This is a genomic window from Ruegeria sp. 6PALISEP08, from assembly GCF_001238295.1.
Lineage (GTDB): Bacteria > Pseudomonadota > Alphaproteobacteria > Rhodobacterales > Rhodobacteraceae > Ruegeria.
The window spans coordinates 1-26027 of sequence record NZ_LGXZ01000022.1; the positions used below are offsets into that span (position 1 = coordinate 1).

Below are 26027 nucleotides of genomic sequence, written 5' to 3' on the forward strand. Positions count from 1 at the left end.
GTGAGCTTACTCTTGCGACGATCCTACGGTTAAAATCTTCCCATTACTCCAAACCAGAGCCTCATAACAAACCTCGGCTCCTGCGCCTCCGCACCAACCACCGTCTCGTCCAATAAGCAGTATACGGTCAGGCCCCCAGTCAATAAGACGCCAACCCGTTGCCTGCCACGACATGGTTTCACCGTCGACGATAAGATTGAGCATGCAACCCCCTGTTCCGCAGTACATAGAAGCAGCAGAAGAGCAGGAATACTGACTTTCATCTACGAGTTCAGCCTTAGCCGTGCCAAACTGGGAGCGCAGCTCGATCTCGGTCACGGCGTCACCCTGATCGAACTCTCCATTCTCGAAGTCTTTGCAATCAGCGGCCGCTCTTTCGATGATCTGTTGTGCTTCCTTGGAGGCGGCGAAAACTGTTGTGGCGTAAAACATCGCGGCGAGCATTGATGCCGGAAGCGCTGCAAACAAAGATTTCGCTCTTTTCATACTGTCCTCATCGTTTGAATTCAGTGATATCCCGCCAAAGTAGCTTCGTAAGAGGCGGTTTCGCCGAAGTTTTTCATCACCCATTCCGGATCGTAGTAGGTGTCGAGATAACGGTTTCCGTCGTCACACAGAATAGTGACAATGGAGCCAGATCGTCCGGCAGCCTCCATCTCTTGCGCAATTTGCAAAGCGCCCCAAAGGTTTGTGCCTGTTGATGGGCCCGCTCGCCGCCTGATCCGATCTTCAAGCCAGAGGATAGTCGCAATGCTAGCCGCATCGGGCACTTGGATCATACGGTCGATTACATCTGCCAAGAATGACTTCTCTACCCTGGGACGTCCGATACCTTCAATACGACTTGAACAGGTGCAGGTCAGGGTCCGGTCTCCAGTTCGAAAGCTTTCAAAAAACACTGAGTTTTCGGGGTCCACAACAACCAACTCACTTTTAAAGCCCTTGTAGCGAATGTACCGCCCCAGCGTTGCTGAAGTTCCGCCAGTGCCCGCGCTCATCACAATAACCGATGGAATTGGATGTGGCTCTCGTTCCATCTGGCGAAAAAGGCTTTCTGCAATGTTGTTGTTTCCTCTCCAATCCGTCGCCCGCTCGGCGTACGTAAACTGATCCATGAAGTAGCCGCCGACTTCATCTGCCAGTTCAACCGAGGCCTGGTGCATGTCCGGCGCCGCATCGACGAAGTGGATTTCCCCACCTTGGAACCGGATTAGGTCGATTTTGCTCTTGGCGGTAGATTTTGGGAGAACCGCAGTAAAAGGCACTCCGATCATACGGGCGAAATAAGCTTCTGAAACGGCAGTGCTGCCAGACGAGGCTTCGATAACACGTGTCCCTTCCCTTATTTTCCCGTTTACAAGCGCATAAAGGAAAAGCGAGCGTGCCAGCCTGTGCTTGAGGCTGCCAGTGGGATGTGTACTTTCATCCTTGAGATAAATGTCTACGCCCTTCAGCCTCCGGACGGGAAGCTTGAAAAGGTGCGTATCGGCAGAGCGGTGAGCGTCTGCATCGATCTTGGCAATCGAATCCGAAATCCAACGGTCCATGCCTCTACTCAAACGCCCTGTTTAGGGCCCGTCAAGCTTGGGAAAATCGTCTTTGAAATTCATGGGGATGCAAGCATGCGTCACCAATAGGGCCGACTGTCCATCTAACGGGCAGGAATACCTATCGTGCCGGATTGTGCTTCAATGAACAGCCAGTGATTAAGAGGGAAAAATGTTAGGGTACTATAGGCGACGACTTGAACCCCAAGGAGAACCAGGCCGAATACATGAATGAGTGCAGGTATTTGATCTTCGTAAGCAAGCAGCAGAATTGACACAATCTGGCCGATGCAAATTGCTGCAACAAATATTCCAATATCAATCAACAAAAAGTTGCGCTCAAATATCGCTGTGTATGCTGTGAATACTACTACAATCAAAATAGTAGTAATTGCGAGGCTAACTCCTTTAGCACTAAATACGTCCCTTCTTGTAAGTCGGGGTGGAAGCGGCATTAGGCAGGCCCAAAACAAGCCTGGCCAAAAAGCCAGCTTTAAGTGTTCCCAAATTGACTCGTTAACAGCTGCCACAAGCGCCATTGGCGTCCAACTTCCAAGCAAAACAAATGCAAAGTGCAGCCCGGACCCAAGTAGGACCATTAGGATCGCCCCTATCGCTTCGAGCCAAACTATTCGGGGCGAAGCTTCCAGCATGTTTGGATCTCCCAATCCTGATTGTCGAATACTCTGCTTAGATTCTCAAAAGTGAAATGCACGCAGACATGGAAGGTCTAGAAACAGCTTTCACCCCCCTTGGTGAGCGGCAATGTCCAAGTTCTTGTAAGAGTCTGTAAAGTTGACCCTTCCTGATTTTTAACCCCAGTTGCTGTCATTGCCAGGTGCTACAATAGACCGTAGGCTGGATTAAAAGCCGGGGTTGAGCATGCACGATAAAAGGTGGGTTATGTTATCGGTTGGATTTATTGCTCTGGCCACAGCGTCGTGTACAGATCTGTATCCTGACGCCGACGTCATGCCCACTCGCGCTGATGGGGCAGCCTTTTTCTCAGAAAACTGTAGTTCTTGTCATGGTGTGGACGGCAGAGGCGGTGGCCCGGCAAGCAGCGGTCTTTCCGTTGCGCCAACAGATTTGACAACACTGAGCGCGAAGAACGGAGGCACTTTCCCTCAAGCACGGGCCCTAAGCTACATCTATGGCGACCCAGGAAACAGCCATCTTGCTCGGGTTATGCCGGAATTTGGCGGGGAAATGGCGGAAGACCTGGTTCCGGTTGAAATCGAGGGTGTCTTGACGCCCACACCGCGCGAGTTAGCAGGGTTATTGTTTTTCTTAGAAAGCATCCAACAGTAGATTAGTGTTTTTGGCGCTAGGTCCGCAATTGATCGTTTGCCGGTGTTCTGGACCTGCACCTTTTTTTGACCCGGTGACAATTCCAGGCCTAGCATTGTGAAGCGCCGTGCTCTGCTAGGCGTAAGCAGTCATTCAAAATCATTTGGCCGAATTGGCGTGTCGAGTCCAATTCTGGCAGACTGTGAAGTGACATATGATTTATGTCAAATAGCCGAGCGCTTTCACATGCTAAATTTCGAATGTTGAATGGTGAAGCTGTTCTGAGCTCGTTGCTGCCTGTCCCCATCAATCGGTTTTGGGCCATAGGATAGCAAGTGTTATATGGTAAAGGACCGACGTTGACCGGGGGAAGATGTCGGTCCATTTCTGTTGTAATAAACTCTCGTTTGGCAAAGGACCTCCAACTTATGAGGTACTTTATGATCGTTGCAAGCATAGTAATTTCTTCGGTTCCAACGATATCTGCGGCCGACAAGTTTTTGGACTTTGGGAAAGACCTTTTTTTCGAGCATTGCACCAGGTGTCACGGAGTCGATGCGACAGGAAATGGGCCTGACGCCACTGATTTGAAAACAGTGCCTGCTGATTTAACAAAGATTTCCGAACGCAGAGGGGGTGTGTGGCCCATGTTGGAGGTCATGTCGATCTTGGACGGTTATTTGAAAGTTCAAGAACCTCGCGATGACATGCCGATAATCACCGAATTGAATGACGGCCCTGCTGTCGAATTCGATACGGGCAACGGTTTGGTTACGCGTATCCCTTCCGGACTTATCGAAATTGCTGAGTATTTGGAGAGTATTCAGTCTCCGAAGCCGGAACGTTATGTTCCGTGAAGTTCTGATCAGCATTTGTGTACGCTAAAGAGTGCTGCGTTGGGCGAGTGCCGTATCTGCCAAGAAGCAACGAATATGCGGATCGCGTTGTGGACGATGCCGTCGCGGTCTGGTCTAACTTGCTTCAATATCAGGCCTCGCGCTTCACAGCGCTCTAATCCAAGACTTCTTGTAGTACCTCACCGCTCGCACCATTAGGACGTGCCGTGCTTAACAATGCAGACAGTGTGGATGCGAGAGCAGTCGTGCAAACCCGGCGTGCGACCCGTTGCGGTTTTAAGTTCGAGCCAGCAAAGATAATTGGCACATGTGTGTCACCGCGCCACGGCGACCCGTGGGTGGATGTAACGGACAGACCATCGAAGTCTGCGATGAACCAGCCGGGCTTGAAGACTACGTATATGTTCCCGGATCGGGTCGGATGATAGTTGTTGCGGATCAGGCGCATGATGTCGGTATCGGGCAGGAGGTTTGCTTCGATAGCCGTACTGGGGATGGCGAATGCCACATCGGGAAAGGATAGAAGCTCTTCTGCAATAGCTGACTCCAGCGTGGGTAAATCAATATCACGGCGAGCCAATACTTCGGGGGCGATATTGAGATAGGGGTGATTATAACCCTCAAGCAATTTCCCGGTGATCCCAAACCGCTCCTTAAGCCTGGCTATCTGTTCCGTCGGGTCCCATGTGTCCGGAGCAACAAGGCCAGTTTGGATGCCAACACTCTCCAAATAGCCCGGCGCATCGGTGGTGCCGTGGTCTGCCGATAGAACGATCAAAACGTTTTCCAGCCCAATCCGTTCGTCGATAAACGCGAAGAGATTCATGAGAGTCTGATCGAGGCGGTATATCGTGTCCTCGGCTTCAAGACTGGAGGGGCCAAACACATGGTTGACGTAATCCACGGACGAGAAGCTAATCGCCAGATAATCCGTTACCGCGTCTTGCCCGATATCCTCGGCATCAATCAATCGTTTGGCAAATTGCGCCGTCAGATCGTCGCCAGCGGGACTAAGCGTTAAAAAGGTCGTAAAGTAGGGATTTTCTAGTGGGTCAAACCCATTTTGCGTCGAAGAGTAGCGATGAGGAAAGGTTATGCCGAACCCGGCGACATCCGTCTCCCATGGTTGGTTGTCACGGTCGCCAAAGAGATAGGTTTCCTTTGGGTGCATCAATTCCCAAGAGGTTCCTTCAAATGAGGCACTCGGCGATGCGTCATTCCAGACAGAAACCCAATCAGGGTATTTGTCGTAATAATACGAGCTTGTGACAAAACGATTTGCGGCTTTCGAGAACCAGAAGGCTTTGCCGCTTTGTCCCGCCATTGTAATAGCCCCACGGTCTTTGATTGAAACTCCAAAGACCTTGGCCGCACCAGCAGTGGAAGCGTTTAATTCGTCCGAAAGCGTCGTAACAAGCATAGCGCGTGGTGACCGCCCATCTGTGCCAGCTGCCGCCTGTGTTGGGTCAATTTCAATATCGTCATTGACGCCAGCGCCATCTCCAAGAAGCGGAGCGGTGCTGTCTTCAACGTTGTAAACAACGCGGTCCAAGGTTCTGTCGAACCATATGTTTCCGATCATCCCGTGCACTGCCGGTGTTGCCCCGGTCGCCAAGGTGGCGTGCCCGACAACAGTCTCTGTATTGGCATGGCAATGATGGGCGTCCAGATAGTGTACACCGTTTTCTAGTAAATACTTAAGGCCACCCTCCCCAAGATTCTCAAAGTAGCGTGTCGGCAGATCGCCCCGAAACGCGTCAACGGTCAGCTGCAAAACGAGACGAGGAGGTTCTTGTGCGTACGCAGGAGCGACTGCAACCAACCACAAAGACAAACAAGCTCTCAGTGTTTTGGTCATAGTGTTTCCTTTCGCTGTATTGCGCAGCAGGTTGGCGGCGACCGCAATTGCGCGCTAGAACAACCCGTTTCAATACCAAACTGATAACAAAAACGCTTCAAGTCTACTTCTTCCGACCTATCGCGAAAGGGCCTGCAACACCCAAAACGTTGTTCATACAAACGATTGCTTGGAACTGAGGTGCCCGGTTCGGTTTTGATCCAAAACAAGGCTTTGAGTCTTTTGAGACACTAAACTCTGCGCCAGAAACCCTGTTTCAGGTGAAACGCTATGACCAAAAACCTATCGGTTTTTCTTATTTTGGCTGGTTTAATAATTGCTGGTGCGTTGCTGTATGTCGTTGTTGCCGAGGATGTCGATGAATTGCCGGTCGGATTTGTTCAAGGAAACGGGCGGGTTGAAGCGGAACAAGTCGAAATAGCACCAACTAACGCAGGACGGGTTGCGAAGGTAACGGCAACAGAGGGCAGTATGGTTGCAACCGGTCAAATCCTGGCCGAAATGGACATAGACGAGCTGTCTGCCGCTCTGGACCGGGCTAGAGCCGAAGTAGCCTTGGCAAATCAGACAAGGGCCGAAGCAGATGCGCTCGTTGTGCAACGCGAAAGCGAACAGCGCAGGGCTGAGCAAGAGCTTGATCGTGCCACGGCGTTGCTGGCAGGACAAAATATCTCCAAAACTATTTTTGAAGATCGCGATACCACTCATAAGGTTGCTACAGCAGTATTGGGCGCCGCCAAAGCCCGAGTTGCAACCGCAGAAAGCCGTATTGCTGCCGCTGAGGCGGAAGTGCGCAGGATTGAGGCACAGATTGAAGACAGCGCTCTAGTGGCACCTTTGCCCGGACGCGTGCTTTACCGGCTCGCAGAACCCGGAGAGGTGGTTGGCGCGGGCGAACCAATCCTAACTATTCTTGGCCTTGAGAATGTTTACATGGAAGTTTTTCTTCCGGCGCGTGAGGCTGGACTTTTGCCCATTGGAGCTGAGGCTCGCATCGTGCTCGACGCTTTGCCGGAATATGCGATACCTGCATACGTGAGCTTTGTTTCTCCCGAGGCACAATTTACCCCCAAACAGGTCGAGACTCTGGATGAGCGAGAGCAACTGGTTTTTCGCGTTCGCGTCCGTATCCCAATAGACTTGGTTGAAAGTCGGATTGAGCACGTCAAAACCGGTCTGCGCGGTGTCGCGGTGATCCGGCTGAACCCAGCCGCTGCTTGGCCTGAGGCGCTTGAACAACGCATCCCAGAAGAGCTGTTCGAATGAGAGTAGAGGATGACGCCTGCGATATTCACATTTCAGGTGTTACGCACCGTTATCGCAAGCATGTTGCATTGGATTCTGTTTCGTTGGAACTGCCAGGCGGCCAGCTCGTTGGCTTTATCGGGCCGGATGGGGTGGGAAAGTCTACACTGCTTGGTTTGATCACCGGCGCAAAGAAACTGCAATCCGGCAATATCGACGTTTTAGGCGGCCCGATTGGCGATTCTGGCCATCGACACAGCGTTTGCCCAGCCATCGCTTTCATGCCGCAAGGGCTGGGTCGAAACCTGTATCCGGAGCTGTCTGTACGCGAGAACCTCGAGTTCTTCTCAGGTCTCTTTGCTCAAGGGCATTCAGAGCGGGATGACCGTATAGCAGCGCTATTGGCTGCGACAGGGCTTGCGCAGTTTGAAGACCGTCTGATGGGCAAACTCTCGGGTGGGATGAAGCAAAAACTAGGCCTTTGCTGTGCTTTAATCCATGACCCCAAACTTTTGGTTTTGGATGAGCCAACGACCGGGGTCGACCCGTTGTCGCGTCGGCAATTCTGGGCTTTGATTGACGCAATCCGAGAAAAAAACCCTGAACTGTCGGTGTTATTGTCGACGGCGTACATGGAAGAAGCCGACGGGTTTGACCGGATTGTCGCGATGGACGCGGGTCAAGTCATCTTTCAGGGGAAGCCCGCCGAATTGAAAGGGAGTGATGTCGACCTCGAAATTGCATATCGGCGTCTGAGAGCACGGGAGTTGCCCGTCGAACCGGCGGGGAAAAACGAGAAGAATGAACAGATAGAAGCAAGCCCAGTGATAGTTGCGCGTGGACTGACACGACGCTTTGGTGATTTCACGGCCGTAGACAACGTCGACTTCACAATCAATCGCGGAGAGATATTCGGGTTTCTAGGATCAAACGGTTGCGGCAAGTCCACGACAATGAAGATGTTGACTGGCTTGTTACCTTCCAGCTCAGGTGAAGCACTGCTGTTTGGCAACCCTGTCGATGCATATGACCGAAAAATGAGGCGTGAAATAGGCTACATGAGCCAGGCCTTTTCCTTGTATGGCGAGTTGTCGGTCCATCAGAACCTACAATTGCATGCGCGGATATTTGCAATTGCCGACCGTGAACAACGTGTTTCGGAGCTCACTGAGCGCTTTGGGCTCGAGGAGCACCGGCATACGTTGGCGACGGCACTGCCCCTAGGGATCAAACAGCGACTGTCGCTAGCCGTAGCGGTGATCCACCGTCCGCGGGTGCTAATACTCGACGAACCAACATCCGGTGTGGATCCAGAGGCACGCGATTCCTTCTGGGACTTGTTGATAGAGCTGTCGCGAAATGAGTCGGTAACGATCTTTGTGTCCACTCATTTCATGGGTGAGGCGGAACGCTGTGATCGCGTTTCTTTTATGCATGCTGGTAGAGTTCTAGCGGAAGGTACTCCGGCTGAACTGATCGCTGTTGAAGGGGCGGAGAACCTTGAAGACGCGTTCATTTCGATATTGGAAGCAGCAGAAAAACCAGTCTCTGTTGTCGCGCCAGAGGTGGGTTTTGGGACCAAATCCCACGCCCGGGGAGGAGCGTTTTCTCGTGTGTTGGCTTATGCGCGGCGCGAAACCGTTGAAGTAGCTCGCGACCCAGTGCGTCTGGCTTTCGCGTTTCTGGGTTCTGCTATTCTAATGTTAGTTTTTTGCTTTGGAATTACGCTGGATATCGATGAGCTTGAATTCGCGGTACTTGACCTTTCTCAGGGGCCGGAGAGTCGTGCTTATTCGGCTGAATTCGCCGGATCGTCCTACTTTAAAGCCACATCGCCGCTGCAAAGCGCTCGCGAAGGGCGCGACCGTCTAGTGGCAGGTGAGGTCTCTCTGGTTGTTGAGTTGCCACCTGACTTTGACCGAAAGATCAGTACGGGTGAACCGACCGAGATACTTGCAACTGTAGACGGCGCTATCCCATTTAAGGGTGAGACGGTTGAAGGTTATGTTTCCGGATTGCATCAATCATTTCTCGCGGAATATGCCCTTAACAATGGCAAAAGCCAGATAGATATCGCCAAAATCGAACCCCGGTTTCGCTACAATCAGAGCTTTGAAAGCATCGCCGCGATGGCTCCGGCAATGCCTGCTATCTTACTGATTATGTTGCCAGCTGTTTTGACTGCCGTAAGCGTAGCAAAGGAACGAGAGCTGGGGTCAGTTGTCAATTTCTACGTGACACCAACCACGCGGCTTGAATTTCTAGTCGGCAAACAAATTCCGTACATTTTGATCGCCTACGCAAACTTTCTGCTTTTGGCCGGAATGACCGTTTTTCTTTTCGGGGTGCCGTTAAAAGGAAATCCTTTCCCTTTGGCTGTTGGTGCCCTTCTTTACGTTTGGGCAACGACGTCCTACGGGCTGTTGATCGCTACAATGACATCCAGTCAGGTGGCCGCGACATTTGCAACTGCCATCGCCTCAGTTGTCCCAACAATCCAGTTCTCAGGCCTGTTGCAACCTGTTTCAACGCTTGAAGGAGGCGCACAAGTGGTGGGCTCACTTTGGCCTTCCTCATATTTCCTACACCTAAACGTTGGTGCCTTCACTAAAGGTTTGGGTTGGGAGGCCCTTGCGCCGGACATTCTGGCCCTCGCCTGCTTCGGACCAGTTCTGACACTGATCGCAGCCCTATGTCTTCGGGCGCAGGAGAAGTGAATGCAGCGCTTCTACTGCATATTCTGGCTAGGTTTGAAGGAAGTGATGAGCCTGCGCCGTGATTGGGTGATGATGGCATTATTGATTTGGTCTTTCACGCTGGCCCCAATCATGGAAGCAACGGGAGTGGCAAGTTCTGTAAACAACGCCTCGATAGCGTTTGCGGATGAAGACGACTCACCACTTTCTCGAGCACTTGCCACAGCGTTTTTCCCACCAGAGTTCCAACCGGTCGTCCAAATCGAACCCGGAAAAGGACCTGCTTACATGGATGCTGGGCGATTTATTTTCGTTGTGGCTGTGCCCCCCGGATTCGAAAGGGATCTGCGCGCAGGACGCAGTCCGGAGATTCAAGTTCTTATTGACGCAACCGCAATGGAACAGGCCGGTATTGGTGCAAACTACATAACCAGTATCTTGAACGCTGAAATACATCGTTATGCAATTGGTATCGATCTAGTTGATGCTCCCTCAATCAGTGTCATTCTAAGAAGCGCCTTCAACCCAAATCGAGATACTGTACGTTTTGCTGGTATCGTTGCTTTGATTGGCCAGATCATGTGGCTCACAACTATTTTGACCGGAGCTGCGATGATCAGAGAACGAGAGCACGGGACTATTGAACATCTCCTTGCCATGCCGCTTGCTCCTTTTGACATTGCCATTGCCAAAATTTGGGCGAATGCAGCAGTGGTTTTGGTCGCCGCTGGTCTTTCACTAACCTTTGTGATGCAGGGTTCTTTGGGCATCAGTATCGCTGGATCCAAGATGTTGTTTTTGGTTGGCACGGCGTTGTTTCTTTTTACTGCGACGGCGCTTGGGGTGTTTCTGGCAACCATCGCGCGCTCTATGGCGCAGTTCGCGCTTCTGGTCATGTTGATTGTGCTGCCAATGCTAATGCTGTCAGGTGGAGAAACCCCAATTGAAGGTCAGCCGGCTTGGTTGCAGGCAGGTACTTTGGTTCTGCCGTCACGCCACTACATGTCAGCAAGTCAGGCTATTGTTTTCAAAGGCGCTGGTATTGAAACTGTCTGGCCGGAATTCGTTTGGATGACGTTGTTAGGAATTGCTTTGTTACTAATGAGCCTACGGCTTTTTCGGCGTTCTCTTGCTCAGATCAGTTAGCGCTCCAATCTGTTGGCTTTGACAGATTGGAGCGCTTGCTGATCTGCCTCTGAAGACAGTTTGGAAATGCGCGTCCCTACAATCTTTTTTATGTCGCCAAAGTACTAGTAGGCTGCCTGCGAGAAGGCCGACTTGGCCGCATTACATTGAAAGGGATCTACTACAACCTCGCAATTGAGGTGTGTTGTTCGGTTTTGGGTTGAATCATTCTAGTCAAAATGCACTATTGATTGAGTTTTGGTGCGTTCAAGTTGATCGAGCCACACTACGACAATCGAAAATTGAGCGCGAATGGTGAACCGCGCAAGCTTATGGGCAAATCGTGCAAACTTATGGGCAATTGCTGTGCAAAATTATGGGCGACGGCACCCAGATTTTTTGAATAAAATCAATGAGAGGAATGCAGCGTTTTGCGCGTCCCTACACTGTGTTGTAGGTGCGCCCATAGCTTTGCATTTGGCCCAAAGATTTGCATTTTTGGCCCAAAACTCTGGGCGCATTAACCTTCAACTTTCTTAGTTCGAGGTTCCATATCTTCGGGTCTCATTCTTTGCTTGTTTCGCGCCATCGCCGTATTGCCGGGGAAGGTTTTCGGATGGCCGCTTCCAGCCCCTAAGCAGACATTAGGCTGGCGCTTGGTTGTAAATAGTTTGATGATGAAATCGGCACCTGAATTCTGCTTCAAAATTTTGGCAAGTATCGATCCAACAGAGCATCGACCAACCCTTCCTGAAGCCGGTAGCCAATTGTTTCGTCCACACGCAAAATGTCTTCAAGAATAATAAGTTGTTCCACGCCTGTCGTCATGGACAACCGCTTCGCCAGATCGTCAATTTCCTTCGGCTCCATCAATGGGTGAACTGGTGCAAATGCTTCCGAAAAAGCCGCCACTCTTCTCGCGCCACGCATTATTACTGTTCCATCTTCAAGTGATGCCTTGAGTGATTCAGCCAGAAACTGCCGGAAGTGCGCTTCATGAATCCGAGAAAAATCCAGATAGTAACGCGCGACGACATGTACACGGCTCCTGACATCATCCAGCCCCCCGAGAAGTTCGGAAGTTGGAGTAACTTCAAGATCGAGCGTCGCTTCCAAAGCTAAGACACTTGGGGCAGAAAAGTAACGATAGACCGTCGCACGGCTGGTTTTGGCACGTTCGGCGACTTTTGCCAGCGTGACTTCCTTGCCTTCCGACATCAGGTCACGTGCAGCCGAAAGAAGTGCTTCTCGCGTTCGGGTGAGTTGATTTGTACGCGGCGCCAATTTCAAACCTTTTGTGATACACTTGTCTCATAAGTAGATATATGTATCATAAGAGTAGAATGTTTCAAGTAAAGGGAGTCGCTGTAATGACTGAATCTCGCCCGCGTATTTATCATCTTCTTGGGAACCTTTTGACCTTCCACGCCTTTCCCAATGAGACAGGAGATCGTTGCACAATTGTTGAGATTAAGACGGCACCGGGTGCCGGTGCGCCGCCCAATCATCATGCTGGCGAAGATGAGAGTTTCTATGTGCTCGATGGTGAATTCGAGTTCTTTTTGAATGGGGAGACAGTCAACGTCAAAGGCGGTGACTTCGTCAAAGTTCCAGAAGGCGCCGTGCATGCGTTTACTTGTACCGGGGAACGACCTGGCCGGTTACTTTGCATAAACGCCCCCGGCGCTATGCATGACACTTTCTTTACTGAAGCTGGTGAAGCAATGCCTGACGGTACGACAGACATTCCAGCGCCAGATGGACCGCCAGATATTCCGGCAATCATGGCCGTAGCAGGTCGAGTAGGAATGACAATACTGGTGCCTGCGGACGTTCCCAGCTAACGAACGCGCTTGTCCAGTAGGTACTGAAAAAGTGTGTTTATCTTGACTTTCTGGCTCTACTCAAAATCCTTGTATTCAATCAGGGAGAAAGTCTGTGCAAGCAGAGGGATTTGTCAAAGGGCGACCGAGCGACCTAGCAGTTTTGGACTACGGGCTGTTCAAGGTCCATTCCACCGGCCGCATCATAGGGATCTGTGGGTTTCTGATCCGGACAGAATTAGGAGAAGCAATACTCATAGACACCGGGTTTCCTGAAAAATACGTGACTGATACCGACGCTGCGGTCAAAGAAGATCGATTGTACGAGTTTGGCGAGGTCCTTAAGTGTGAACCAGATAATCTGCCAAGCGCACAACTGGCAAAACTCGGGCTCATTCCGTCAGACATTACATTACAGATTTGTACGCACACCCATATCGACCATATCGGTGCATTGGGCGACTTTCCAAGCAGTCCAATTCTTATCTCTTCTGCTGAGCGAGCCTTACCCCGCCCATTGTATTGGGGCGTTGTACGGCCATTGAAATGGCCCGATCAGGATTACATCGTCGTCGATGGCGACGTAGAAATTGGACCACGAATCTTCGTTTTGGCGGCGCCCGGTCATGCACCTGGCCAGATCGCCGTGATGGTCGATCTTCCCTCAGGTACGTTTTTGTTAACTAGTGATGCGATCTCCCGACCGGCAGAAATCGATGAGAAGTTTGCAGGGTCATGGGACGAAGATGCCGCTATTGCCAGCGCAGACAGGTTGATGCGTCTGGCATCCGAGCGAAATGCCTATGTAATCTATGGACATTGTCCAAAGCAGTGGCCAGTTCTGAAGAAAGCACCAGAAGTCTACCGTTGATACCAACCTGTAGCCCACTTTTCCCGAGAAGTGATGTCGCACCTGAGAGCTACCTGACGTCGCGCCCTTGATTCAGAATAATCACATTCCCACTGGAAACATCACCGGCCGGCGAAATTAGAAAACCGACCCAAGTGGCGATTTGCTCGGGCAGAATCCGCGCCCATGCCAGAGCCGCCTGCCGTGATCAAAGCTACTTTGTCCATGAGTTCAGTCCTTCCCCGTGTCATCTGCGTTCAAGTTCAGGTGGGCCATGCCACTGTTGCCTAATTCAACGGCGGCAAACGGGCCTCCGTGGTGTGTATTTGCCGGTTCGTGAGGATCGAGCGGCCCCTCTTCAGCGTGGATTTCCGCCGCAAATTGCTCGGCATTGTCCTTGGGGCGGTAACCCAAGTGTTGTGCCTTGGCGTTGTCGACCGGTGCGCGGTCGTTGTTAGAAACACCATAAACGACGCTAAACCCTGTGATCGGCGTGGTGATGGCGCGTTCGACCATGTGAATCATGTCATCATAGCTCAGCCATGTTCCCACAGCGCGTGAATTGGTCGGCTGTGCGCAGGACAGGATGCGCATGCACACGGATTCCAGTCCGCGCTTATCCCAGTAGAGGCTTGCAAGGTCCTCGGCAAAACACTTGGCAAGCCCATAGAACGTGTCGGGCTTGTGCGGCGCGTCGACGCCAATGAAGTCCGTTTTCTTGTGCATGCCCACAGCGTGGATGGAGGAAGCATAGACAACACGCCGCAGCTTGTTGCGGTAGGCTGCTTCCCAGACAGTATAGGCACCATAAAAGTTCGGGCCCCAGAGTACCTCCATCGGGGCCTCATCCCCGACGGCACCGAAATGCACGACCATGTCGGCACCTTCTAACACCGCGACCATAGCATCGAGATCAGTGATATCGGCCTTCACATAGGTTTCGTTTGTACCAAGATTCGAAACGCTTTCAGCAATGTCGGAAGATACGAACTCTTCGCACATCTTCGACAAGGGCTCCCGTAGATAAGAACCAAGGCGACCAGCGGCGCCGGTGAGGACGATTTTCTTCATGGGTGTATTCCTTCAAGGTCGGCAACAGCAGCGGCGATGCGATCCATCGCCGTGTTCAAAACCTCTTCTGAGGCGGCGGTTGAGATGCGAAAGAACGGCGACAGGTCGTATGCGCTGCCCGGCACGGCGGCGACACGTGCCGCTTTCAAAAGAAAGGCCGTGACGTCAGTGTCATCCGTGATGGTGTCGCCATCAGGGGTTTTTGCCCCGATGAGGTCGGCGCAGCCAATCAGGCTGTAGAATGCACCGCCCGGTGCCTCGAGCGTTAATCCCGGGATGTGCGCAACGCGCTCCACCACGAGGTCGCGGCGTCGTTCGAATGCAGCGCAGAAGCGGCGGACATCCTCTTGCGGTCCATTCAGTGCCGCAGCGGCTCCCGCCTGCGCAATGGAGCAGGCTCCGGATGATATCTGACTTTGCACTTTCGTCATGGCCACGATCAAGTCTTTTGGCCCTGCGCCATAACCGATGCGCCAACCGGTCATGGCATAGGCTTTAGAGACGCCGTTGACCGTTAGCGTGCGGTTTTGGAGGTCCGGACAGAGTGCTACGAAGGATCGGAAGACACGGTCGTCAAAGAGAATGTGTTCATAGATTTCATCAGACAGGATCAATACGCGCTCATGATCAGCAAGCACAGCCCCAAGAGCTTTGATCTCGTCATCCGAATAAACTGCGCCCGAGGGGTTCGAAGGCTGGTTCAGCAGAATCCACCGTGTCTTGGGCGTAATCGCCTTGGACAGTTGCTCAGGCATCAGGCGGAACCCTGCCTCCTGTGGGCAAATCAGCGGCACGGTCACTCCGCCCAAGATTGTTACGATGTCCTTGTACTGCCCAAAATATGGCGCGCACAGCAATACCTCATCGCCCGGCTCCAAGGTTGCCATGAAGGCGCTGAAAAGCACCTGCTTGGCACCGTTTGAGACAATGACCTCGTCTAGGGCAAAATCCAGATTGTTCTTGCGCCTCAGCTTATCCACGACCGCTTGCCGCATGGTCAGTGTGCCATTGGTGGGCGGGTACTTCGTTTCGCTGCGAAGGGCGGCTTGATGTGCTGCCTCCTTGATGTGACCAGGCGTGTCGAAATCCGGCTCACCCAGCCCGAGGTCAATGACGTCCTCGCCGCGCGCTTTGGCTTCTTTCGCCGCCTGGCTGACCCAAGCGGACGCTGACGGCTTGACCTGTGCTAAGCGGGACGCGGCAAAGCTCATGTCAGCGCGCCTTTGGTCTGTGCCAAAGCTGCATCTGCAGCCCGCGCCAAAAGCCCTGTATCTGTCGCGATGGCCACAAAGGTAAAGCCCTCGTTCAAGAGCTCTGCGGCAAAGCCAGGGTCTGTTACCAAAGTGCCAACCGGCATGCCCTTGGCGATCAGCTTTTGCGCGGCAGGTTTGATCAGCGCCCAGGCCTCTGGGTCCAGAGGTTTGCCCAGCTTGCCAATGTCAGCAGCAATATCGGCAGGGCCGAAGAATATCCCACTGACACCGTCCACAGCACTGATGGCTTCTGCCTGTTCTACAGCGGCACGCGTTTCAAGCTGCAAGAGCACGGCGGTTTCTTCTTCAACGCGGGCAGTATAGTTGGAAATCCGGCCAAAGGCTGTTGCCCGAGTCGCCCCTGATACGCCGCGGATGCCACGTGGCGGGTAGCGCGTCGCGGCAACAGCCCTCTCGGCTTCCTCAACCGATTGGATCATCGGAAACAGCAGCCCCGGCGCGCCGAGGTCCAGCAAACGTTTGACCGCCACGGCGTCGTTCCATTCGACGCGAACCAAAGCCGTTGTTGAAGATGCGGCGAAGGCTTGAAGCTGACCAAGAACGCTGAAATAGTCGTTGGCGCTGTGCTCCATGTCGATGAGCGCCCAGTCATAGCCTGCGGTGCTGACGACCTCTGCCGCGAAGTTGCTGCACAGGCTGATCCAAACGCCGATTTGCTTATCCCCCGAGGCGAGGGCGCGCGTGAACACGTTGGAAGCGAGTTGCATCAGATCACTGCCTTCTCAATGATCGGACGCCCAGCCGGGATCCGCTCAAAGTTGAACGGGGTCATGTCGAGCGCGCGGTATTCACCGTAAGTCAGCCATTCCGCTGTGCCGCGCCCCATGGCAGGGGATTGCTGCAGCCCGTGGCCAGAGAAGCCATTGAGGAAGATAAAGTTCGACACCTCGGTGTGTGGCCCCATGATCGCGTTGTGGTCAAAGGTGTTCATCGCATAGTGCCCGCCCCATTCGGACTGTACTTTGATGGCCTCGAACTTGGGGATGCGAGTCGCGAGGATCGGCCAAACGTGGTTTTCCCACATGGAATGGTCCATGACGTAGTCGTCATAGTCGACGGCAGGGTCGTAGTCGGAATGGCCGCCGCATTGATACGTCCCGCCGCCATTTTCGCGCACATGCACACCCGACGGGTCGATTGTTAGCGGCAAGTCCTGATCAAGAGGCTGCTCGGCTTTGAAAATCCACGAGAAACGTTTGCGTGGTTCAACCGGCACCTCGATCCCTGCCATCCTCGCTGTGCGATCAGCGCGCGGACCGGACGCGTTCACGACTTGACCGCAAGAGATAACCTCGCCCGAGGCGAGTGTTATGCTTTCCACTTTGGTGCCCGAGGCATTGCGGGTCATGGCGACCACTTCGTTCTGGATCCACTCAACCCCGCGTTCGCGGCTTTGCCTGCGCCACCAGTCGTTGACCGCCGCCCCGTCCCAGTACCCTTCGTCCACAAGGTTGATCGACCCAAGCACGATGTCATCGACATTGTAGAACGGATAAGCCGCCTCGATCTCGTCTGGCGTCATCAACTGGGTTGCGGCACCGGCCGCCAGTTGCACTTGTTGGCTTTTACGCAGCACTTCAGCGAAGCCTTCATTGTCCGCAAAATACATGTAGCCAAACGACCGAATGCCAAGTTCCGGCACGCGTTCGTCACCGCCCATATAGCTGCGAAGGTTTTTAACGAAGTCAGCCGCAAACTGACTGATCCGAACGTTGAGCTCGGTCGAGAACTGCTGCCGCATGCAGGAATTCGTGTGGGTGGTGGAACACGCTTCAAAGGTCATGTCCCGCTCAACCACGAGGACCGAGCCGTCGAAATCCTTGTTTTCGGACAAGAACCAAGCGGTGGAGGCACCCATGATAGCGCCGCCAACGATGACAATATCGTAGCTCTTTTGCGTTGGGCTTTGGTTGTTCATAGGTTCTCTCCCTTTGCCACGGCTGCTTGAACCGCTGCGATGTCGCCTTTCGACAAACCGTAGTCTTGTTGCGCTGTCTCGGGCGATATGTATCCGCGAGCCAGATCGCGTTTAACAAGGTCATTGGACCGCTCAGATGGATCGCCGTAGCCAGCTCCGCCTGGGAAAGCCATGATCACCCGTTCTCCATGCGTTACGAATTGTTTGCCTTTGACATGCATTACCGCACCGTCACTGCGTTCAATTGTTGTGTTCGCACCGTTATGACCGCCGCGCCGACCTCGTGCAGGATAGGTCCCGCGGTCGAACATTGCCTGAATGTCAAACTCGTGGCCCTCTTGCGCGCCGACCTCCATGTATTGCCCAAGACCACCGCGTGTCCTTCCCGCGCCGCCACTGTCAGGACGCAGCTCTTTGCGCCAGATAATGACGGGGCCTGCGTGTTCCGTGGCCTCAATGGGCATAGTCATAACTCCTGAAGGAAAGGCGGTTGCGTTCATCCCATCATGTTCAGGCCGCGCGCCGGAGCCGCCAGAGTTGAATGTCAGAACCTCTGATCGCCGCGCATCTGAGGGTGCGGGCGCATCGCTCCGGGGGCGTAGGCTGACTTGAAAGTTGCACAAGCACCCTGCGCCTTCAGCGGGCACGAGGCCCGGCACGATCTTGTCGAAGGCGTCATAGACCGCGTCCGGCACGAAATGCCCCACGATGTGGCGCAGGGCGACCGGTGCGGGGTGCAGCGCGTTGACGATGGAGTTTTCCGGCGCTGTGATTTCGAACGGGGCAAGCGAGGCAGCGTTGTTCGGGATCTCGGGCGCAATGGCGACTTTGAGCGCATAACAGGCATAGGCCTTGGTGTAGACCAGCGGGCAGTTGATGCCTTTTTTGTCGAGACCAGATGTACCGGTGAAATCGGTCACGATCCGGTCCCCTTCGACGCTGACTTTGACCTTCAGCGTGATCGGCACGTCGAACCCGTCCATCGTCATTTCGCCTATGGCTGAGGTTTGCGGCAAAGCTGCTATCGCATCGAGCGTCGCGCGACGGGAGTTTTCGAGGATGAAGTTTGCAATGCCGTCCAGATGGCGCAGATCAAACTCCTCCATCATGTCGATCAGGCGACGGTGGCCGATCTCGTTACAGGTAGCGAGCGCGTAGATGTCGCCGATCAACTGATCGGGCTCGCGGACATTGCCCCGGATGATCCGCACCAATGTCTCATCAACTTCACCTTTGTCCGCGAACTTCATGATCGGAATATAGAGACCTTCCTCATAGACGCTTTGCGCATCAGCGCCAAAGCCACGCCCGCCGATGTCTACAATATGCGCCGTGCAGGCGAAGAATCCGACAAGTGAACCCTTGTGGAACGACGGTGTGACCATCGTGATGTCATGCAGGTGTCCTGTGCCCTCCCACGGGTCATTGGTGATATAAACATCGCCCTCAATCATATTCTGCCGCCCGATCCGGCGAATGAAATGCGCAACCGCATCCGCCATAGCGTTCACATGGCCGGGTGTGCCGGTCACCGCTTGGGCGAGCATATTGCCATGGGTGTCATAGACCCCTGCGGAAAGGTCTCCAGCCTCGCGAACCGATGTCGAAAATGCCGTCCGAACGAGTGCCTGCGCCTGCTCCTCAACGACAGAGATTAGGCGGTTCCACATCACCTGATAGGAGACTTTGGAGTGGTCCTGGCTCATTGTGCTACTCCTTTCGCCACCACGTCGATACAACCGTCCGGTTGGCGAATGGCATCCCGGCTCGCAGGGACAATGATCGTCGTTTCCGCTTCGGTCACTGCGGCAGGGCCACTAGCCCTTTCGCCCGTTTCCATGGAATTTCGGTCAATGACCTGCGCATCGAGATACGAAGTGCTCGCCGCGTCAAAAAGCTGCCGTGTCCCGTTCAATGCCACGAGCGCGCTTCCACCGGTTTCGGAAATTCGGGACACCTCCTCAGGCGGCGTTGTGGCATTCACGGACCAGACGGTGATCTCGATATCCATCCCTGCGACCGGACGACCGAAAAGTTTCGTGTAGTCTTCTTCGAACCGCCCCTTAAACACGGCGGCATCCGGATTCATCGCCTGTTCTTCCGTCAGATCGATGGGGATTTCCCATCCCTGACCCGTGTAGCGCATATACACTTTGAACTCTGACAAGATAGGGCTGACGTCGTCGCAAGTACGCACGAACCCTGTCGCCTCGGCTTTGAGATCGGTGAGCAGGCTCTTGATCTTCTCACCATCAAAGTCGCTGAGCTTCATGTACACCGAGCGATTGGCCTCGAAGCTGAACGGCGCACGCAAAAAGCCGATAGCCGAGCCAACCCCAGCCCCGGGCGGCACCAATAGGCGCTCCACACCCAACTTCTCACAAAGACGACCCGCATGCAGCGGGGCTGCTCCGCCAAACGCGATCATCGTGTATTCGCTCAGGTCCTCACCATTCTCTACCGCATGCACGCGCGCGGCATTGGCCATGTTCTCATCAACAACTTCAGCCACGCCAAAGGCAGCCTCAACCGCGTCCATCTCCAGCGTGTCGCCCACATGAGCGGCAAGGGCCGTTTTGGAATTGTCGGGATGCAACTGGATCGAACCACCGGCAAAATTGTTTGGGTCCAGCTTGCCGAGCACCAGATCGGCGTCGGTCACTCCCGGACGCTGCCCGCCTCGTCCATAGCAAGCAGGCCCCGGCTCCGATCCGGCGCTTTCCGGGCCGACGCGGATCTGCCGCATGCCATCCACATGGGCCAATGATCCACCACCAGCCCCGATTTCTACCATGTCGATCACCGGAATCGAGATCGGCATACCCGACCCCTTCTTGAAGCGATAAGTTCGGGCCACCTCGAACACACGACTGGTTTTGGGGTTCTGGTTCTTGATCAGGCAAATCTTGGCCGTCGTACCGCCCATGTCGAAAGATAGGACTTTATCGAGGCCGTAGCGCGCCGCGATATGCGCCGCGAAAACTGCGCCCCCCGCAGGACCACTTTCCACTAGTCGGACCGGGAAATCGGCGGCATTCTGGATCGAGATGATCCCGCCTCCTGAATGCATCAGGAAGATTCGGCATCTCACACCCTCGCCGCTCAGGCGGTCTTCTAGCCGCCCAAGATACGAGGCCATCAAAGGCATGATATAGGCATTTGCGACAACGGTATTGAACCGCTCATATTCCCGCATTTGGGGCGATACTTCCGAAGAAATCGACACAGATACATCGGGTAGTTTTTCGGCCAGCACCTCGCGTACCAATTCCTCATGGACGGGGTTAAGGTACGAATGGATCAGCCCCACGGCGACACTTTCAAACCCCGCTCCCGCGATCCGGTCCACCACTGCCTCAACATCCGCGCGATCAAGATCGACGAGGATTTCACCCTTCGCGTTCACCCGACCCGGAACCGTGAACCGCATCTGTCGGGGTAGCAGCGGGTCGGGTAAACTCAGGTTCAGGTCATATTGCTCAAACCGGCTTTCTGTCCGCATTTCGATCACATCGCGAAAGCCTTCGGTTGTAATCAGTGCGGTTTTTGCCCCACGCCGCTCAATCAGGGCATTGGTCGCAAGAGTCGTGCCGTGAATGATCTGTTCGATCTCGGATGGTTCAACACCTGCCTTTGCGCAAACCTGATGCATGCCGTCGATAATGGCGTTTTCCGGTGCAGCATAGGTCGTCAGGACTTTTGTGGAGTGCTGTTCACCGCCGTTTTCGAGGACTACATCCGTGAAGGTGCCGCCAATGTCGACACCCATGCGAATAGATTGGGCCTTCATTATGATCTCCACTGCACCACTTGAATTCAGGGCAGTAGGTCCTGCGAGAGAGCAGAAATCAAATCAATAGATTTTCTATACCTGATAAATTTAAGTTATCTTACTTGTCCGCTGGCCGAACGGATGCTGCAATCTCACAAGCCTTGGCAACGAAGCGCGGTGCACGATCCGCGTTGAAACGGGCAAAAAACGAAAGCGGTGGCGCAATCCAATCCGACTTGAGCGATTGCAAACGTCCGTCTTTCATCTCTTCCGAGACCAGCGACCGGGGCAGTAACGCAACCCCCAAGCCTTCATTGACCATTGGAAGACACGCGGACAGAGCGCTTGAGTGAATGATCTTGCCCGCGTCATAGCCACCCGTCGCAGCCAGCTCGTGCAGCGCACGTGCAGCGCTCGTATGACGGGCATGGGTCAAGACGGCCTTGTCAAAGAAACGCGCGACCGATGCCCCGCCTGCTAGCTCGTTTGCAAGGTCTGTGTTGGCGACCCAAACATAAGGTTCCTCGGCCAACGCCTGTTCGCCGGTGGCTTGAAATGCAAAGGGACCGTTCTGCAGCGCCAGATCGATCCGTCCTTCGCGCAAGCGCTCCTCAATCTGAAGGGATAGATCGACCTCCAGCTCGACGCGCAGGTTTGGGTACTCCTGTCGCAATAGCCGCAGGAACGTTTGCAGCCATGTGCAAGCGACAAGTTCTGTGACACCAAGCCGAAGGCGTTCTTCGATCAACTCTTGCCGTCCCGCTGCTTCCAACAGGGCTTCTCCGGCGCGAAGAATGTCTCGTGTTAGAACGAGGAGCTCCCGACCCTTCTCGGTCAGGCGTACGGAACCTGCATCTCGATAAAGAAGCGCAACATCCAAAGCCATTTCCAGAGCAGAAATTCGGGATGAGATATTAGGCTGCGTTGTTCCGAGAGCAGTCGCGGCGGCTCGGAAGGTGCCAGTGTCCACGACAAAGGCAAAAGCTTCGAGTTGCTTTAAAGTGATCTGACTTTTTATCATTACGGCCCGCAGGATCATTTTTCATGATCATGCATGACATTTCGCCGTAAGCAACTGGCATGAAATGCCACACCTGCCATATAGTGACTATCGTCGCGATGGGCCAACAGTAGACGTTAAGAACTACGAACGAGAGGTCGGCTTTGTCCCGCATCTCGGGATCCGCAATGTCTAGTTTCGAATGTCCAGATCGACCGGCAAAAAGCCAACCCTGATCACCGCGGCGAACGTCAACACTGAGCCCCATAGCGGACATCCTTTTGGCCTGTTGCGTCGGACAAACTGGCCGCCCAACGCAATCAAACCAAACCCAAGGAATCTCCGGGACGTGGAGAAAATCTGGGGCTCAGGTCAGTAATTATCTTTACTAGGCATCGTGCGCCATACTCATCGCGCACCTCCTTCCTCTGAGGCCTTCACTGCTTGGTAGCAGGCCAACACAAACGGCGTCCAGAGCAGGGTGCGGCCGCATTCATCGTCGCGAGGAACGGGGCTAGGCGCAGGTAGCTGCTCAATCGTGCTCCTCGCTATCTTCCAAATTGGAACTCAGTTCGAACGCCAAACCAAAGAACCGTTGCCTGACCTCTTTTGCGTAGGGGTTCGCGTTCTCAATCGCTTCAAAAACTTCCGGCGCGTCATGTTGTACCATCGAGTTAGCTTCTGATATCAGGTCAAAACTCCTGGTCGTCATGCAAGACGGTAATGGCCCCATGGGTGCTTTCAAGTCGATGCTGACGGCCGAAAACGACCTTTTGTGACGGGCGTACCAAAAAGCTGGCGAATTCGCTTTTTGTCAAAAGAAAATCGGACTTACGTCGAAAGATCGAGTTCCATTAGCACACAAGCCCCTTCATCCTTGATGTCCAGAAAAGGTCGCTGCCCGTTGAGTTCGAAGTCTTCGTAGCCAATCGAATGAGTGCTGGCGAAGCCCGCTTTCAAAAACAAGTTTTGTGAAAACCGGTTTGTCGCTTCGGCGAAAGCAATCCGGTAGCCAGATCTTTCAGCTTGGCTTAGACAAGAGTCCAGCAAGCTTTGCGCAATTCCTCTTCTTGAGAAATCATCACGCACGGCGATCATGAATATATGAAGAAACCTCTCTTCCTGAATGTCGTGCGTCTTTGAAAAAAAGCCTTCCAGCTCATCAATTAGCTTGATGACTGGCTCAGAGTCCAAATCCACTGCATCAATCCCATCAGGGGGCGGTTGACCGAAGTCATGTGCCAGAACTGCGCCTACTATTTCACCAGAAGCTTCATTGAGAGCAACAGACGACAAACCCTCCTTTGCTGATTTTGATCCAAATAGTTCGGCGATCTTTTCGAGCTTTTCAAGCGAGAACTTAGTTGAAACGGCGGGAGGATCACGCCTGCTAAAAACATCCCCAAGCAGTTTAGACATTGCATCATTGTCTGTTTCTGACATTCGTCGAACTACGATCTCTGAACTAGTCATTCGGTATTTCTCCCAAAACAAATGGCGTAAATACTTGGCACAACGTTAGCTTTTGGCGCTTGGCGATTGTGTTTGAACAGGGACAAAGCAGTAACAGTCGACGGGATCGTCTCAATCTTTTGCGAATTGCGATAAATCAATAGCACGGGCTTTCAGCCTTTCGTTTCCTCAATTGCTTGCGCATTCATCGATCAGCCATTGGCAGACGGCGCGAACGGCTTTGCGGCGCCCGGCGCGATTGTTGACTGCCAGGTAATACCCGCCGAATGGGATTTCGATGTCCGCGAGTTCAACCAAAACGCCTGATTGAAGTTCAGGTCCACATAAATTCTTGTCCATCAGCACTGCTCCTAGACCGGCGACTGCCGATTGGATTGCCAATAATGCGCCAAGTGGATGGGGCAATTTGAGGTCAGGGACCTCATTAAGTCCGGCCCGCTTGAACCAATCAGTCCACAGGCTGAACGTAGCTTCTTCAATCAAAGGGCCGCGAGCAAGCGCCTCAATATCCAATTTGCCATCTGAAATCGGCGCAAAACCGGGTGCCGCATAAGCCCGAACTTCAGATTGAAACAGCAGATGGTATCCATCAACCGATCCGGTTCTCAAATATCTCACCCCAATGTCGAAATCATGGGCTTCAATATCCATGACCTTAGTAGTTACGGACAGTTTCAGATCAATTTCGGGGTGACGGGTCTTAAGACTTGTAAGCCGAGGGATTAGCCATTTCTGGGCAACTGTGGTTTCTGTCGTCAGCGTAACGGTGCCTTTGGGAGGAACCGAAAGTGCCTCCGTAGCCAGAGCGATCCGGTCAAAGGCCGGAGTAATCTCCGTCAGGTATGTTCGACCTTGATCGGTCAGTGCAACACCGCTGTTCTGGGTGCGGAAGAGATGAACGTTCAGACGCGCCTCCAGCCCTCTTACATGTCGGGAAATGGCGGAATGGGAGACGCCCAACTCTGCGGCGGCCTTGGTGAAACTGCCCAATCGACCCGCCGCTTCAAAGGCGCGCAATGCGTTTAGGGGGGGTAAAAGTCTCGGCACGACCCTTTGTGACTTTTTGGAACAATAGGTGTCAAGTATCAACGTTTGAGGGCGAAGGTCGCAGCGTTGCATGGTCGAGGAATGACAATTTCTGGAGGCGACTATGAAACCCATTGATAAAAACGAGTTTGAGATTCACGAAACTAAGGCAGCTCCAAAGCACTTTGGCCGATTTGATTTGAGGGGATGGCTTCTGAGCTTTCTCAAGCCGTCGATACAAACAGGTCGCAACCCAGTCCACCTGACGCATCGACTGCTTAGAGATGCAGGAATCGACGAGTTGGACATCGAGAGAAAGAAGATAATGAGTGCGCCTCTGATCCGCTGAAACCCAAAGCTTGATTGCACGATGGTGGCAACGCTTCTTTGATTCAGGCGATCCAATTGACCCACGAGTCCAGTTAATCTTTTGCTAAAAGGTAGGAGCCTGCCCGGGGAGCAAGACTTGGGGGCTGGCGTGGAAGGATAAGCGATTGGGCCTACGTCCCAGCCGCCAGGTTTTCCAGCACCCTACCATCACGCAAAAAGTCGCTCCAGATCCACGCCATTCGGTCAACAAACCACATCTTTCCACTGGAGATCACAACCATGCCGAGGCATGTGAACCCCAAGTCGAATAGCCAAAGGCCTTATGCAAACGGCAGAAGACCTAATCCGCTGACATAGGCCAGTGCTTTGGCCACTCGTATATGATGAGCCGCAATCTTGACTCGGTGTCGCAGCCAGACACGCTCGCCCAATACTCCTTGGGCTGACCAGCTCTCGAAGGTCTTAGGTCGGGAAAACGCACGCGGATTGATCCAGACCCAGACCAAAACCACGCCGACGGCAACCCATGCCCAACCACCAATCCAAGCCCGACTCCAGATCGCCAGCGCCAAAAGGGGCAGCGGTGTCAATACGCGGGTCCAGACCGACCAAGGGTTTGTATGCCGCAGCCAAACCTCGTCTTTCATACCTATGAGGCGTTCGGAAAGTCGAACTATATCCATCGGGTCACTCCAGAAACTGCAATCTCATTATTGAGATTGAATCCATCCGCTACTTATCACAACCGCTTTCAAGTCTCGTCCTTTGGTTAAGATCAGGCGCTCGCGATTACATGGCGAATATCCGGATCGATCCTGACAAAGCTTGAAAAACACATCTGGCCCGAACCTTGCTTGAGTGTATTCTTGTCA

At 53.4% G+C, this 26027-nt stretch carries 22 protein-coding genes and 1 pseudogene; 8 read left to right on the plus strand and 15 right to left on the minus strand.

The annotated features are described in order from the left end of the window. Positions 1-6 precede the first annotated feature (6 nt). The 3 genes from ALB80_RS20815 to ALB80_RS20825 all read right to left on the minus strand — a co-directional run bounded on the left by ALB80_RS20815 (position 7) and on the right by ALB80_RS20825 (position 2200). Positions 7-486: a hypothetical protein gene (locus ALB80_RS20815; protein WP_050606027.1), complete on the minus strand. Its 480-nt coding sequence runs from the start codon at positions 484-486 to the stop codon at positions 7-9. 20 nt (positions 487-506) lie between these two features. Then, positions 507-1547: a PLP-dependent cysteine synthase family protein gene (locus ALB80_RS20820; RefSeq protein WP_050606028.1), complete on the minus strand. Its 1041-nt coding sequence runs from the start codon at positions 1545-1547 to the stop codon at positions 507-509. Positions 1548-1651: 104 nt separating this feature from the next. Beyond that, positions 1652-2200 (minus strand): DUF6512 family protein, encoded by a 549-nt coding sequence (locus ALB80_RS20825; RefSeq protein ID WP_050606029.1) that lies wholly within the window; start codon positions 2198-2200, stop codon positions 1652-1654. 319 nt (positions 2201-2519) lie between these two features. Here ALB80_RS20825 and ALB80_RS20830 point away from each other — a divergent pair, with 319 nt between their 5' ends. Next, positions 2520-2858 carry a cytochrome c gene (locus ALB80_RS20830; RefSeq protein ID WP_050606064.1) on the plus strand — a complete coding sequence of 113 codons (339 nt, stop codon included), beginning with the start codon at positions 2520-2522 and terminating at the stop codon, positions 2856-2858. Between the two features lie 419 nt (positions 2859-3277). Further along, positions 3278-3694: a cytochrome c gene (locus ALB80_RS20835; RefSeq protein WP_050606030.1), complete on the plus strand. Its 417-nt coding sequence runs from the start codon at positions 3278-3280 to the stop codon at positions 3692-3694. 154 nt (positions 3695-3848) lie between these two features. Here the strand turns inward: ALB80_RS20835 and ALB80_RS20840 are convergent, their stop codons facing one another. Next, a complete protein-coding gene (locus tag ALB80_RS20840) occupies positions 3849-5552 on the minus strand; it encodes an alkaline phosphatase family protein (protein WP_050606031.1) in 1704 nt (567 codons plus the stop codon). A gap of 270 nt (positions 5553-5822) precedes the next feature. Here ALB80_RS20840 and ALB80_RS20845 point away from each other — a divergent pair, with 270 nt between their 5' ends. The 3 genes from ALB80_RS20845 to ALB80_RS20855 are packed head-to-tail and all read left to right on the plus strand — an operon-like array spanning position 5823 to position 10639. Next, complete coding sequence (locus ALB80_RS20845; RefSeq protein ID WP_050606032.1) at positions 5823-6818, plus strand: HlyD family secretion protein; 996 nt, start codon at positions 5823-5825, stop codon at positions 6816-6818. Further along, positions 6815-9514 carry a ribosome-associated ATPase/putative transporter RbbA gene (rbbA, locus tag ALB80_RS20850; RefSeq protein WP_050606033.1) on the plus strand — a complete coding sequence of 900 codons (2700 nt, stop codon included), beginning with the start codon at positions 6815-6817 and terminating at the stop codon, positions 9512-9514. Before ALB80_RS20845 ends, rbbA begins: the two co-directional genes overlap by 4 nt. Beyond that, positions 9515-10639: an ABC transporter permease gene (locus ALB80_RS20855; RefSeq protein WP_050606034.1), complete on the plus strand. Its 1125-nt coding sequence runs from the start codon at positions 9515-9517 to the stop codon at positions 10637-10639. It abuts the gene before it with no gap. A gap of 681 nt (positions 10640-11320) precedes the next feature. Here ALB80_RS20855 and ALB80_RS20860 read toward each other — a convergent pair. After that, complete coding sequence (locus ALB80_RS20860) at positions 11321-11902, minus strand: TetR/AcrR family transcriptional regulator (RefSeq protein ID WP_157054300.1); 582 nt, start codon at positions 11900-11902, stop codon at positions 11321-11323. Between the two features lie 86 nt (positions 11903-11988). Between ALB80_RS20860 and ALB80_RS20865 the strand changes: the two genes are divergently transcribed. Continuing rightward, a complete protein-coding gene (locus tag ALB80_RS20865; RefSeq protein WP_050606036.1) occupies positions 11989-12462 on the plus strand; it encodes a cupin domain-containing protein in 474 nt (157 codons plus the stop codon). A gap of 94 nt (positions 12463-12556) precedes the next feature. Further along, the gene (locus ALB80_RS20870; RefSeq protein ID WP_050606037.1) at positions 12557-13312 is read left to right on the plus strand and encodes an N-acyl homoserine lactonase family protein; all 756 of its coding nucleotides are present in this window, start codon (positions 12557-12559) and stop codon (positions 13310-13312) included. A 210-nt stretch (positions 13313-13522) separates the two neighbouring features. Here ALB80_RS20870 and ALB80_RS20875 read toward each other — a convergent pair whose 3' ends face one another. The 9 genes from ALB80_RS20875 to ALB80_RS20915 form a co-directional block, all read right to left on the minus strand. After that, positions 13523-14362, minus strand: coding sequence for an NAD(P)-dependent oxidoreductase (locus ALB80_RS20875; RefSeq protein ID WP_050606038.1), 840 nt, complete (start codon positions 14360-14362; stop codon positions 13523-13525). Further along, positions 14359-15573, minus strand: coding sequence for a pyridoxal phosphate-dependent aminotransferase (locus ALB80_RS20880; RefSeq protein WP_050606039.1), 1215 nt, complete (start codon positions 15571-15573; stop codon positions 14359-14361). Before ALB80_RS20880 ends, ALB80_RS20875 begins: the two co-directional genes overlap by 4 nt. Then, positions 15570-16343: an HpcH/HpaI aldolase/citrate lyase family protein gene (locus ALB80_RS20885; RefSeq protein ID WP_050606040.1), complete on the minus strand. Its 774-nt coding sequence runs from the start codon at positions 16341-16343 to the stop codon at positions 15570-15572. Before ALB80_RS20885 ends, ALB80_RS20880 begins: the two co-directional genes overlap by 4 nt. Then, positions 16343-17554 (minus strand): FAD-binding oxidoreductase, encoded by a 1212-nt coding sequence (locus tag ALB80_RS20890; RefSeq protein WP_050606041.1) that lies wholly within the window; start codon positions 17552-17554, stop codon positions 16343-16345. The genes ALB80_RS20885 and ALB80_RS20890 overlap by 1 nt, the downstream gene beginning before the upstream one ends. Further along, a complete protein-coding gene (locus ALB80_RS20895; protein WP_050606042.1) occupies positions 17551-19260 on the minus strand; it encodes a hydantoinase B/oxoprolinase family protein in 1710 nt (569 codons plus the stop codon). Before ALB80_RS20895 ends, ALB80_RS20890 begins: the two co-directional genes overlap by 4 nt. Next, a complete protein-coding gene (locus ALB80_RS20900; protein ID WP_050606043.1) occupies positions 19257-21344 on the minus strand; it encodes a hydantoinase/oxoprolinase family protein in 2088 nt (695 codons plus the stop codon). The genes ALB80_RS20895 and ALB80_RS20900 overlap by 4 nt, the downstream gene beginning before the upstream one ends. A gap of 100 nt (positions 21345-21444) precedes the next feature. Then, positions 21445-22365 carry a LysR family transcriptional regulator gene (locus ALB80_RS20905; protein WP_253276947.1) on the minus strand — a complete coding sequence of 307 codons (921 nt, stop codon included), beginning with the start codon at positions 22363-22365 and terminating at the stop codon, positions 21445-21447. 792 nt (positions 22366-23157) lie between these two features. After that, complete coding sequence (locus ALB80_RS20910) at positions 23158-23769, minus strand: GNAT family N-acetyltransferase (protein WP_050606044.1); 612 nt, start codon at positions 23767-23769, stop codon at positions 23158-23160. A gap of 198 nt (positions 23770-23967) precedes the next feature. Next, a complete protein-coding gene (locus ALB80_RS20915) occupies positions 23968-24960 on the minus strand; it encodes a LysR substrate-binding domain-containing protein (protein ID WP_083445416.1) in 993 nt (330 codons plus the stop codon). Between ALB80_RS20915 and ALB80_RS20920 the strand changes: the two genes are divergently transcribed. Continuing rightward, complete coding sequence (locus ALB80_RS20920) at positions 24950-25174, plus strand: hypothetical protein (protein ID WP_050606046.1); 225 nt, start codon at positions 24950-24952, stop codon at positions 25172-25174. The two genes, ALB80_RS20915 and ALB80_RS20920, sit on opposite strands and share 11 nt — an antisense overlap. A 151-nt stretch (positions 25175-25325) precedes the next feature. Here the strand turns inward: ALB80_RS20920 and ALB80_RS20925 are convergent. After that, positions 25326-25838, minus strand: a pseudogene (locus tag ALB80_RS20925) (DUF6653 family protein). Positions 25839-26027 lie beyond the last annotated feature (189 nt).

Excerpts from the sequence above, each read along its gene's own strand:
- ALB80_RS20905 (WP_253276947.1), bottom strand. The coding sequence starts at position 22,365 with ATGATCCTGCGGGCCGTAATGATAAAAAGTCAGATCACTTTAAAGCAA.
- ALB80_RS20895 (WP_050606042.1), bottom strand. The coding sequence starts at position 19,260 with ATGAGCCAGGACCACTCCAAAGTCTCCTATCAGGTGATGTGGAACCGC.
- rbbA (WP_050606033.1), top strand. The coding sequence starts at position 6,815 with ATGAGAGTAGAGGATGACGCCTGCGATATTCACATTTCAGGTGTTACG.
- ALB80_RS20880 (WP_050606039.1), bottom strand. The coding sequence starts at position 15,573 with ATGAGCTTTGCCGCGTCCCGCTTAGCACAGGTCAAGCCGTCAGCGTCC.
- ALB80_RS20830 (WP_050606064.1), top strand. The coding sequence starts at position 2,520 with ATGCCCACTCGCGCTGATGGGGCAGCCTTTTTCTCAGAAAACTGTAGT.
- ALB80_RS20825 (WP_050606029.1), bottom strand. The coding sequence starts at position 2,200 with ATGCTGGAAGCTTCGCCCCGAATAGTTTGGCTCGAAGCGATAGGGGCG.
- ALB80_RS20865 (WP_050606036.1), top strand. The coding sequence starts at position 11,989 with ATGACTGAATCTCGCCCGCGTATTTATCATCTTCTTGGGAACCTTTTG.
- ALB80_RS20885 (WP_050606040.1), bottom strand. The coding sequence starts at position 16,343 with ATGCAACTCGCTTCCAACGTGTTCACGCGCGCCCTCGCCTCGGGGGAT.
- ALB80_RS20910 (WP_050606044.1), bottom strand. The coding sequence starts at position 23,769 with ATGTCAGAAACAGACAATGATGCAATGTCTAAACTGCTTGGGGATGTT.
- ALB80_RS20915 (WP_083445416.1), bottom strand. The coding sequence starts at position 24,960 with ATGGGTTTCATAGTCGCCTCCAGAAATTGTCATTCCTCGACCATGCAA.
- ALB80_RS20840 (WP_050606031.1), bottom strand. The coding sequence starts at position 5,552 with ATGACCAAAACACTGAGAGCTTGTTTGTCTTTGTGGTTGGTTGCAGTC.
- ALB80_RS20815 (WP_050606027.1), bottom strand. The coding sequence starts at position 486 with ATGAAAAGAGCGAAATCTTTGTTTGCAGCGCTTCCGGCATCAATGCTC.
- ALB80_RS20890 (WP_050606041.1), bottom strand. The coding sequence starts at position 17,554 with ATGAACAACCAAAGCCCAACGCAAAAGAGCTACGATATTGTCATCGTT.
- ALB80_RS20835 (WP_050606030.1), top strand. The coding sequence starts at position 3,278 with ATGATCGTTGCAAGCATAGTAATTTCTTCGGTTCCAACGATATCTGCG.
- ALB80_RS20920 (WP_050606046.1), top strand. The coding sequence starts at position 24,950 with ATGAAACCCATTGATAAAAACGAGTTTGAGATTCACGAAACTAAGGCA.
- ALB80_RS20845 (WP_050606032.1), top strand. The coding sequence starts at position 5,823 with ATGACCAAAAACCTATCGGTTTTTCTTATTTTGGCTGGTTTAATAATT.
- ALB80_RS20855 (WP_050606034.1), top strand. The coding sequence starts at position 9,515 with ATGCAGCGCTTCTACTGCATATTCTGGCTAGGTTTGAAGGAAGTGATG.
- ALB80_RS20820 (WP_050606028.1), bottom strand. The coding sequence starts at position 1,547 with ATGGACCGTTGGATTTCGGATTCGATTGCCAAGATCGATGCAGACGCT.
- ALB80_RS20900 (WP_050606043.1), bottom strand. The coding sequence starts at position 21,344 with ATGAAGGCCCAATCTATTCGCATGGGTGTCGACATTGGCGGCACCTTC.
- ALB80_RS20875 (WP_050606038.1), bottom strand. The coding sequence starts at position 14,362 with ATGAAGAAAATCGTCCTCACCGGCGCCGCTGGTCGCCTTGGTTCTTAT.